Below are 1,472 nucleotides of genomic sequence, written 5' to 3'. Positions count from 1 at the left end.
GAGCCAGCCATGTCATCAATTACGAAGGGTTATACAAGGGATGAGATTCGTGGGTTGGTCCATGAATATTATTTGCAGCCTCATGGAACGAGGAAGGCTTGGCTTGATTCCAAGTCTTTGACGGTGTGGACATTTCGACAGTGGCGCACGATGGTGTTCGAGGGCGACCTCGACCGGAACCTCGTTCCAAGAGACGATGGGGACATGACACGTAAGAATGGCCAGTGGTCCGCGTTTGAAAGAATGCGAGCCCGGGAAGCCGCCGAACACCAGTCCAAAGTTGCTGACCTCCAGAAGCGTATTGTTGAGCTTGAAGGTACGAATTCGGCCCTGGGAAAAGCTATCGGGCTCTTGCACGAGTTGAGCGTGCCCGAGCCCGATACAACCCAGACGAGCGAACAACCCGGTTCATTGCCACGGAAAACGACCTTGTCAGAGAGCTGAAGGCATTCACCGGCTCCCAGCGGGAAGCTCTCGAAATTGCGGGCGTTTCCCGGGGGACTTGGCAGTACCGGATGAAGCCACGCCATGGCGTGCAGGACCCCCTTCACCAGTCAGAACGGGCCTATGAGAGCAGGATCAGTGATGCCGACCGTGAACGGATCTGCGGTCACATCCTGGCCAGCTGGGCAGGTGGGAACTCCGTTGATCACGCCTTCGCCTCCTTTTGGGACACCGGGGAGGTGCTCGCATCCCGGCGCACCTGGTGGCGGATCGCAGCCGAGATGGAAGACCAGGACCTGCGCCCCCAAGTGCCCAAGAAACGCGGCGGCCGCAAACGCGGTACCTCTGAGATGCCGGTGCTGAAAGCTACATGCCCGGGGCAGGTATGGTCCTGGGACATCACCGACATCTACTCCAAATGGCGGGGCATTGTCTTCAAGGTCTACTCCATCACGGACATCTACTCCCGTGAGATCGTCGGTTGGCGGGTGGAAGAACGAGAAGTCGACGTGCTTGCCGCGGACATGTTTGAAACCGCCATAGCCCGGCATGGTGCCCCAGCCATCGTGCATGCTGACTCTGGGGCGGCCATGAAGTCACACGCGCTCCGTGACGCCCTTACCGCCCACGGGGTGGAAATCACCCACAACCGCCCCTACGTATCTAACGACAACCCATTTTCTGAGTCGGCGTTCAAGACCATGAAATACCGGCCGAACTACCCCCGGGTATTCAACGATCTCGAGGCTGCCAGGGACTACCTCCACAGCTACGCTACCTGGTACAGCACTGAACATAAACACTCAGGAATTGCGCTCTTCTCACCCGCACAAGTCCACGACGGGTCATGGAAAGACCTCTGGGAAAAACGCGATAAAGCCCACCAGGAGTATTACCAGAAACACCCCGAAAGATTCCGCCGGCCACCCACCACACCAGCCCCCGCCAAACACGTCGGCATCAACCTACCCAAACCACAAACACCACAAAAACTAGCCAAGTGACTCAACACAGCTTGACAATTTTCG

At 57.5% G+C, this 1,472-nt stretch carries 2 protein-coding genes; both read left to right on the top strand.

Annotated features, from left to right (window positions below):
- A partial coding sequence (locus tag JMA46_RS16685; protein WP_247647402.1) for a hypothetical protein occupies window positions 1-444 on the top strand: 444 nt, incomplete at its 5' end.
- A gap of 71 nt (window positions 445-515) precedes the next feature.
- On the top strand, window positions 516-1,448 hold the full coding sequence (locus JMA46_RS16680; RefSeq protein WP_207346470.1) for a DDE-type integrase/transposase/recombinase: 933 nt from the start codon (window positions 516-518) through the stop codon (window positions 1,446-1,448).
- Window positions 1,449-1,472 lie beyond the last annotated feature (24 nt).

It is taken from the genome of Arthrobacter sp. E3 (assembly GCF_017353415.1).
Lineage (GTDB): Bacteria > Actinomycetota > Actinomycetes > Actinomycetales > Micrococcaceae > Specibacter.
This window is presented reverse-complemented; position numbering and strand designations above follow the sequence as displayed.

Bases quoted from the DNA above. Each gene is read 5' to 3' on its own strand.
- JMA46_RS16680 (WP_207346470.1), top strand. From the start codon at position 516: ATGAAGCCACGCCATGGCGTGCAGGACCCCCTTCACCAGTCAGAACGG.